We start from the raw sequence: 8602 nt of genomic DNA on the forward strand, positions 1-8602 counted from the left end.
AGGGGTACTTCAAGCAGGGTTTTGACCAATTTACCTTCTTTTGTATAAATCGTGGTTTTAGAAGGGAAACGATAGTAGGGCACCAGATAGGAGAAGGGACGGTCCAGGGTAACCACCATAACGTATTCCCCATCCGGAGAAAAGCTGATACTCCGGTACATGGCCGTTTCTTTCCAGGGAGTGGTTTCCCCTGTGAGGGAAACGCGGACCAGGGTAGACCTCGCCAGTTGTTCAAAATTAAATTCATCCGTGGGGTTTTTCAACAGGTCCTGATAGGTGCGGTTTTGGGCTTTCTTGCCCTCATTGCTCGATATGGTAGGCCCGGAGGGAACCATGGCGGCGGTATTCACTAATTCTTTCTGATCTTCCGGCAACATCTTTACCAGTACGGAATTGCCGTCTTTAAACCAATTGATCACATCCCGGAGATTTGCGTTAAGCCCCGGACCAGTGAGCCGTTTGGCTTCAGCAGCTGCAATATCCAGGAGCCACAGTTCTACCCCTTCTGGAGTGGTATGGGTAAGGGCAATTTTGGTCTCGTCCGGGGACCAGCTGAAATTGGAAAGCCTGGGATGATCTGGCAGGCCTGTAACCTGTTTGGCTTCTTTCTCCCCGGTTTTTTTCACCTTGATATTGTTGTAATAGGTTGTTCGGCTGCCAATATTGGTATTCGGATTGATCCGCAGGCCTGCTAGCCGAAGTTCCTGCTCGGAAAGTTCTTCAATGGTCTTGTAGCTGTCCCGATACCGAAGTATCATGTAGCCCGTATTTTCTGTGATCCAAACGGATGGGGCCAGGGGTACGTCTACAAGATCGAGGATTTCAGAGGGAGGTTGTTGATAGTTGAGTTTTTCCTGAGCATAGGTTGCCAGGAAAGCAAATAAAACAAGGGAGGTAAGCAGATTTCTCATTTTTGTATGATTAGAGGTTTTCAGCAATAATTTTCACAGTTTCCCAGCCCTTGGGGGAGGGATTATCACAAGGTAATAATTTTTGAATCGCTTAGCACGGGAACACATCGTCAAAGGCAAACTTTAACCAATTTGCTAGGCTATTTTTCCATTTAATGGTATTTTTAATTTTACTTCTTTGCCTTGCAGGCAAGGAGAGGCTTTGACTAACTAACAAAACACAACATGTACAACTCGAAAATAATTGGGATGGGCTATTATGTCCCGGACAATGTGGTGACCAATCACGACCTTTCCAAAATAATGGATACCAGTGATGAGTGGATCCAGGAAAGGACCGGGATCAAGGAAAGGCGGCATATCATCAGGGGAGAAGACACCACCGCCAGCCTGGGGTTAAAGGCGGCTAAGATAGCCATAGAACGCGCCGGGATTGATAAGGATGAGATCGATTTTATCGTGTTTGCTACCCTGAGCCCCGATTATTACTTCCCGGGGCCTGGTGTCCTGATACAAAGAGACCTGGGCATTAAAACCGTGGGGGCCATCGATATCCGTAATCAATGTTCTGGTTTTGTATACGGGATTTCCCTGGCCGACCAGTATATCAAGAGCGGGATGTACAAAAATGTATTGGTGATCGGATCGGAAGTCCACTCCATAGGACTTGATTTTACTACCCGTGGACGGGGGGTTTCCGTGATTTTTGGCGATGGCGCTGGAGCCGTGGTACTCACCCGGGAAGAGGATCCGAACAAAGGGATCCTGTCCACACACCTGCATTCTGAGGGGGAACATGCGGAAGAACTTTCCCTGATTGCGCCGGGAATGGGGAAGCGCTGGATTCTGGATATCCTGGCGGACAATGATCCGGAGGAAACTTCCTATTATCCCTATATGAACGGACAGTTTGTATTTAAAAACGCAGTAGTGCGTTTTAGTGAGGTAATCATGGAAGGTTTAAAAACCAATAAGTTAGAGCCCAAGGATATCGACCTGCTGATACCGCACCAGGCCAATCTCAGGATTTCCCAGTTCATTCAAAAGAAGTTCAGGCTGTCTGATGACCAGGTGTACAACAACATCATGTATTATGGTAATACTACCGCAGCTTCGATTCCTATTGCCTTGACGGAGGCATGGGAAAAAGGTAAAGTAAAGGAAGGCGACCTCGTTGTGCTGGCTGCTTTTGGTAGCGGGTTTACCTGGGGCAGTACCATTATCCGCTGGGCGTAAGCAAAATTTCATGGGAAAGCGGCAGCAACAACTATCTCCTGCACTTATAAAGTTTATTGGTAAGCAAAAACTCTTCTTTGTCGCCACGGCCATGAGCGAAGGTCGTATCAACCTGTCCCCAAAAGGGATGGATGCTTTCCGTGTTATTAATGCAGAGAAGGTGGTATGGGTAAACCTAACCGGCAGCGGCAATGAGACAGCCACGCACTTACTCCATGCCCCCAGGATGACCATCATGTTTTGCGCATTTGAGGGAAAACCACTTATCCTGAGGTTATACGGTAACGCCAGGGCATACCATCCCCGGGACGCTGAATACCAGGAATATCTCGCCTTATTTCCGGAGCTTCCGGGAAGCCGGCAGATCATTGAAATGCAGATCGCACTCGTGCAATCTTCATGTGGAATGGGGGTGCCCCTCATGCAATACAAGGAAGACAGGACCCAACTGCTGGATTGGGCACGAGACAAAGGCGATAAAGGTTTACAGGAATACCTGGAACAGAAAAACCAGATAAGCCTGGATGGTCTTGATACCGGCATTTTTGAGGATTAAAAAAAAGAAACCCTGACGATCTTTAGATGTCAGGGTTTCTGAATTGAATGGAAGGGCAGAAGTCAACCAACCCACCCTCAGCCTTCCGTCAATCCATATTATAGAATACCTCCACTGCCTTGTTTGGTATTGTCATCCCTTCTTTTCCTTTTCACGGCCCTGTTTTTTCCACTACCAAACCGATAGGACAGCCCTGCAAAAACATTCTGGCTTTCCCAGTTGAACTCTCCGGTTTGCAGGAAGGGCTGGTCCCCGTCGAATGCAAACCGCATGGTATTGAATACATCGTTGAAATTAAGAGACAGGGTGCCTTTTCCCTGGGCAAAACTGTAGCGGGCACCCAGGTTGATGAAATACATGGGCTCTACCTCAAACTGGATGGTTCTGTTGGATCCCCGGTAAAAACCGAACAGCTGAAAGGTCAGTTGCTTGGTGGCTGTAAAACTGTTGTTCAGCCTGAGGTTCCAGGCCGTATTGTCTACCTCCAGGCGTTGGGTTACGATATCCTCCTCAGTAGCGGAGGAATTATCGGTCAACAGGCTTTCCGTGAGCCCCCGCTGGGTTTGGGAGAACATATCGAAACTTCCGTTTATGCTCCACCATTTCGTTGGCCGGTAGTTCGTTGAAATTTCAACCCCGTAGGCACTGGTATTGTCAAAGTTGTCAAAGGTGAGGATAAGCTTGTTCAAATCAAGCCGGTCCACATACACTGCCCGGTTGATCTCATCCTTGATGGTTCGGTAAAATACCCCGGCAGTGAGGCTTCCGTTTTTGAACCTGCGCGTATAATTCGTCTCATAGGAGTTGGTAAACTGAGGAACAAGGCTCGGGTTGCCAAAGGAGGATATGAGTGGGGTGGCCCATTCCCTGATGGGGTTTACCTGGCCCAAACCCGGCCTGTCTACTCGTCTGCTTACACTTATTTGAAACTGGTTTTTCTCGCTTGGCGTGTAAGTGAGGAAGGCAGAAGGATAGATCTGGGTATACTCATCGGTAAATGCCCTTACGGTATTAGTGTCTGCCTGGACAGTAACGTCCTCTACACGAACCCCGAGCTGGTAGGACCATTTTTCCCTGTTTTGCCCGAAGGTCAGGTAGGCCGAGTAAATATCCATGCCGTAGTCAAAATCCGTGCTTGGGGTAGGGACCAGGTTCCCACTGCTATTGAATGACAGGCCTGTGGAATTGTATCCCACTTCGGTTTTGAAATTACGGGATTCCAGTCCGGCCTCAATCTTGGATATGGAATCGATGGGGTTTACGTAGTCCAGGTTAACGAAAGTCTGTGTCCTTCGTGTATCTACAAAATCCATATAATCTGGGAAAACGGCGGCTCCGGTTGACCTGAAATCAGCGTCCTCCTCGCTGTCGAAGCGGTTATGGTCGATTTCCAGTTCGATGTTATGCCCTTCCTTCTTAAAATCAAGCTTGTAGTCAAAATTGTATTGCTGGCTGAGGTTTTCCCTGTCACTTATAAAAAGCTGTCCATTGTCCCTGCCCGGCTCAGTGTAATAAAGAACATCGGTGATAGCATTGGTTCTGCCGTCATAGAGGTTCTGATTGGTAAAGAAGGAGATGGTGTTCTTGTCGTTCAGGTAAAAATCTACTCCAGCCTTAAATAAATGCGACTTGTTATTATCGAGAATATCAAACAGCTGTTCCGAGTTTTCATCCACTCTGAAAATATTACCATCGTTCACATATTTCCCGATATTGTTTCCGTAATTCCCATAGAAATTAAACTTCCCGTTGCGGTAGTTCAGATCGATGGAGCTGTTGAATTTAGCTTCTATCCCCACTGTAAGCCCGGTATTTATATTTCCATTGAACCCAATGTTGGCATTTTTGTGCAGGACGATATTGATGATCCCGCTCATGCCTTCCGGATTGTACTTGGCGGAAGGATTGGTGATAAGTTCAATTGATTTGATGGAGGTAGAAGGGATCTGTCGCAACAACTGGGCTACCGGTACATTGGAAAGTTTTCCGTCTACCATGACCCGTACGTTGGAATTTCCCCTTAGTGTGAGCTGACCGGTTTGCTGGTCAAGGTTAACCGAAGGAATATTGTTCATGATATCCGAAGCCGTGGCCCCTGTTGTGGTAAGGTCTTTCCCCACATTGATGACCTTGCGGTCTATCCTTTGCTCAATAGTGGTCCTTTCTGCCACTACTTCCACTCCTGTTAGTTCCTCGGCTTCCTCTTCCAGGACAATAGTCCCCAGGGATACTTTCCGGTTTTCCTTTGAAATATTGATGGTGGCCTTATGGGTTTTATACCCGATGAACTGCACCTCGAGGGTAAATGTCCCTTCTGGCAGCCTTTTGATTTCGAAATTCCCATCGTCTGTGGTAATTCCGCCAGTAATGGTGGCTTCATCACTACTGGATTTAATCACGATAGCAGCATAGGCTACCGGTTCATTAAGGCTCTTATCGATCACTTTCCCGCTTACGCTGCCAATACGGACGTCTGTAGCTAAACTATCTGTTTTGGCAGCCAGGGATAAATTGGCTAGCAGGGCCAACAGCCCCAGAAATTTTTTCATGGTTGTTCGTTTTTTTGATGATGATTGATGGTATTTAATTGACGATGTTTCCGGATATATGTTACAAGGTCACACAAATTTTGATTGTTGTAGAAGTAGAAAGATGCCATACATCCCCTTGTGCATTGGGAAGTCTGGAAAGTTAAAACCCCGGCCAGGAAGCCGGGGTTTCACTCATTGATATGCTATACTAAACACTAACCATTAACTATAAAATTACAGCCCTATCAATGACAATAAGTACTTTTGTATATGATCAATAGACGGACAAGTTTTACAATCGTTACAGTAATTAACAATCTTTAACAGCAACTCCTGGAAATGAAGAAAACTTTGGTTTTTGGGGCGTCATTAAAGCCCAACCGATACAGCTATTACGCTATTCAGCAGCTCGTCGCCAATGGTTATGAGACCCTGGCATTTGGCATCCGTGAAGGGGAAGTAGCCGGCGTGTCTGTAAAGAAATCCCTGGAGGGGATGGAAGATGTGGATACGGTAACGCTATACCTCAGGCCGGAAACTCAGAAGAGTTATTACGACGCCATAATTTCTCTTACCCCCAGGCGGGTGATCTTCAATCCCGGAACGGAAAATCCTGAATTTATGGAACTGTTGAAAGGACATGACATCTCTGCTGAAGCTTCCTGCACGCTGGTCCTGCTCACAACAGGGCAGTATTAGTTGGTATTCTGGGGCAACCGGATCAGGTAGAGACCCAAGAAGGTAATGAGTCCGTTTATCGGCAGGAGTTCATAACCCACCTCGTAACCGCCCAGCACGTCAGCAGGCAGGTTGGCCAGGCCTACAATACTAAGCACGGAGATCAGTGCGACAAGCCAGACGTATTTGTCCTTAACCCGGTATCGGGTGAATATGCCAAATGAAAAAAGTCCCAGCAGAGGCCCGTAGGTATAAGTCGCCACCGTTAGCAGCCCGTCAATTACGTTCCTGTCAAGCACATATTTGAAGATGATGACCACTACGATCAAAAGGGCACTCATCCAAACATGCGTGCGCTTCCGAATGCGTTTCTGTTCGGCCTGCTGCTTTTTGCCAATATTCAGAAAATCGATACAAAAGGAGGTGGTGAGCGAGGTTAAAGCACTGTCCGCACTACTATAGGCAGCAGCGATAAGCCCCAATACAAAAGTGACTCCTACCGTAATTCCCAGGCCACTGTTCAATGCGATCTCAGGGAAAAGCAGGTCTGATTTCGGGGCGCCGTCCATCAGGGGGGTCGCAATATTGAATTTAGCAGCATATATGAACAGTAAGGCCCCGAGCAGGAGGAAAACAAAATTCACAGCGATCAGTACTACGCTGAAACTCACCATATTGGTCTGAGCTTCCTTTAGGTTGCGGCAGGTAAGGTTCTTTTGCATCATGTCCTGGTCCAGGCCCGTCATGCAAATGGTGATAAACATACCGCCCAGAAACGATTTCAGGAAATGGTTCTTGGTGAAGAAATCATCCGTAAACAAGATCTGGTTGTAGGCCTGAAGTTCTTTAGATTGCAGGAATTCAGTGAAGGACCAGTCGAGCCGCTGGTTGATAAAGTAAATTGACAAGCCCACAGAGATGAGCATAAATAAGGTTTGCAGGGTATCCGTCCAGACAATGGTTTTGATCCCACCCCGAAAGGTATAGATCCAGATGAGGAGGATAGACAGGACCACGGTTATCTCAAAGGGGACGTTCCAGGCATCAAAAACAAACTGCTGCAGCACAATGGCTACCAGGAAGAGCCGGAAGGAAGCCCCGAGCACACGGGATACAAAAAAAGACAGGGCCCCTATTTTGTAACTCACCTGCCCAAACCTGCCCAGCAGGTATTCGTAGATGGAGGTAACGTTTAACCGGTAGTACAGGGGCATGAGGACAAAGGCAATGACGAGGTAGCCGGCAAGGTAGCCGTAGACCACCTGCATATAGCTGAATTCAGAGCTTTCCACCCATCCCGGGACAGAAATAAAGGTGACCCCGGAAAGGGAGGCCCCGATCATTCCGAAGGCGACCAGGTACCAGGGAGATTGTTTTCCGGCCTTAAAGAAATCTGCATTGGAATCGTTCTTTCCGGTGAAGTAGGAGATGAGTAGCAAGACCAGAAAATAACCGCCAATTAACAGCAGGATATGCGATGCCGTCATAGAAAGAAATTTCAAGCGCAAAGTACAAAAACTTAAAACATTACGTACTTTTGCCATTATGGAATTTTCTTCAAAATTGCTGGAAAATGCAGTCTATGAAATGGCCCAGTTACCGGGGATCGGGAAGCGAACGGCACTCCGGCTGGTACTGTATTTGCTCAAGCAGCCTGAGGCCCAGACGACCCAGTTGAGCGAAGCCCTTTCTGCCCTTCGACAGGAGATACGGTTTTGCAAGAACTGCCATAATATTTCAGACCAGGAGCTGTGTGAGATCTGTTCCAATCCCAAACGGGATGCATCCCTGGTTTGTGTGGTGGAAGATATCCGCGATGTGATGGCGATAGAAAATACCGGGCAGTTCACCGGGCATTACCATGTTCTGGGAGGGAAAATTTCCCCAATAGAAGGTGTGGGTCCGCAAGACCTCACCATATCCCAGCTGGTGGCCAAGATCAGAGAGGGAGCAGTAGCGGAGCTTATCTTTGCACTAAGCGCTACCATGGAAGGAGATACCACCAACTTTTATATCTACAAACAACTTCAGGGCATACAGGTGAAAACATCGACGATTGCACGGGGGATACCCGTGGGAGACGAGTTGGAGTACGCCGATGAAGTTACCCTGGGAAGGAGCATTATCAACAGGATTCCCTTTGAAGGATCGCTAAAGATGTCCTAGCAGGCTGTATGTAATAAATGTAAGAAAAATTACGTTTTTTTATTAATTTTGCAAAACCTGATACGATATAGGCCCAAATAATATCAATATGTCAAAATTCGAATTGAAACTACCGCAAATGGGAGAGAGTGTAGCAGAAGCAACACTAACTTCCTGGTTGAAAGAAGTAGGAGATACTATTGAGCTGGATGAGGCGGTATTTGAGATCGCAACGGATAAGGTAGACTCCGAAGTACCCAGTGAGGTCGAAGGGGTATTGGTTGAAAAGCGGTTTGAGGTTGACGACGTCATCAAAGTGGGCGATACCGTGGCGGTTATTGAATTAAATGGAGAAGCCGGCGCAACTGATACAAAAGTTGATGAGGTGCGTACTGCTCCGGAGGCCGTTCCGGAGTCCGTGGCATCCCTGGAAAAGGAAGTAGAGGTCATCAAGGAGAGCGTTACCCCACCCACCCTGGATACCACCCAATCCGAAAGGTTCTATTCTCCGCTGGTTAAGAATATTGCCAAAAAAGAAGGCATCA

General features: G+C 47.3%; 7 protein-coding genes and 1 pseudogene. 5 read left to right on the forward strand and 3 right to left on the reverse strand.

The features are described 5' to 3' along the window. A pseudogene (locus tag AC4E7D_RS08035) lies at window positions 1-911 on the reverse strand (S9 family peptidase); the annotation flags it as partial. 225 nt (window positions 912-1136) lie between these two features. Here AC4E7D_RS08035 and AC4E7D_RS08040 point away from each other — a divergent pair. Then, a complete protein-coding gene (locus AC4E7D_RS08040; RefSeq protein ID WP_490173290.1) occupies window positions 1137-2147 on the forward strand; it encodes a 3-oxoacyl-ACP synthase III family protein in 1011 nt (336 codons plus the stop codon). Window positions 2148-2157: 10 nt separating this feature from the next. Continuing rightward, entirely contained in the window at window positions 2158-2703 is a 546-nt protein-coding gene (locus AC4E7D_RS08045) for a pyridoxamine 5'-phosphate oxidase family protein (RefSeq protein WP_490173291.1), read from the forward strand. A 98-nt stretch (window positions 2704-2801) separates the two neighbouring features. On the opposite strand, the gene AC4E7D_RS08050 is transcribed toward AC4E7D_RS08045, so the two are convergent. Then, entirely contained in the window at window positions 2802-5252 is a 2451-nt protein-coding gene (locus AC4E7D_RS08050; protein WP_490173292.1) for a TonB-dependent receptor, read from the reverse strand. Between the two features lie 321 nt (window positions 5253-5573). On the opposite strand from AC4E7D_RS08050, the gene AC4E7D_RS08055 reads away from it, so the two are divergent. Beyond that, window positions 5574-5933: a CoA-binding protein gene (locus AC4E7D_RS08055; RefSeq protein ID WP_490173293.1), complete on the forward strand. Its 360-nt coding sequence runs from the start codon at window positions 5574-5576 to the stop codon at window positions 5931-5933. Here AC4E7D_RS08055 and AC4E7D_RS08060 read toward each other — a convergent pair. Continuing rightward, a complete protein-coding gene (locus AC4E7D_RS08060; protein WP_490173294.1) occupies window positions 5930-7399 on the reverse strand; it encodes a sodium:solute symporter in 1470 nt (489 codons plus the stop codon). The two genes, AC4E7D_RS08055 and AC4E7D_RS08060, sit on opposite strands and share 4 nt — an antisense overlap. A 58-nt stretch (window positions 7400-7457) precedes the next feature. Between AC4E7D_RS08060 and recR the strand changes: the two genes are divergently transcribed. Together recR and AC4E7D_RS08070 are read left to right on the forward strand one after the other, a co-directional pair. Beyond that, window positions 7458-8078: a recombination mediator RecR gene (recR, locus tag AC4E7D_RS08065; protein ID WP_490173295.1), complete on the forward strand. Its 621-nt coding sequence runs from the start codon at window positions 7458-7460 to the stop codon at window positions 8076-8078. Between the two features lie 88 nt (window positions 8079-8166). Next, on the forward strand, window positions 8167-8602 hold a 436-nt coding region (locus AC4E7D_RS08070), incomplete at its 3' end, for a biotin/lipoyl-containing protein (protein WP_490173296.1).

This window comes from Lentiprolixibacter sp. (assembly GCF_982873095.1).

Bases quoted from the DNA above. Each gene is read 5' to 3' on its own strand.
- AC4E7D_RS08040 (WP_490173290.1), top strand. From the start codon at position 1,137: ATGTACAACTCGAAAATAATTGGGATGGGCTATTATGTCCCGGACAAT.
- AC4E7D_RS08045 (WP_490173291.1), top strand. From the start codon at position 2,158: ATGGGAAAGCGGCAGCAACAACTATCTCCTGCACTTATAAAGTTTATT.
- AC4E7D_RS08050 (WP_490173292.1), bottom strand. From the start codon at position 5,252: ATGAAAAAATTTCTGGGGCTGTTGGCCCTGCTAGCCAATTTATCCCTG.
- AC4E7D_RS08055 (WP_490173293.1), top strand. From the start codon at position 5,574: ATGAAGAAAACTTTGGTTTTTGGGGCGTCATTAAAGCCCAACCGATAC.
- AC4E7D_RS08060 (WP_490173294.1), bottom strand. From the start codon at position 7,399: ATGACGGCATCGCATATCCTGCTGTTAATTGGCGGTTATTTTCTGGTC.
- recR (WP_490173295.1), top strand. From the start codon at position 7,458: ATGGAATTTTCTTCAAAATTGCTGGAAAATGCAGTCTATGAAATGGCC.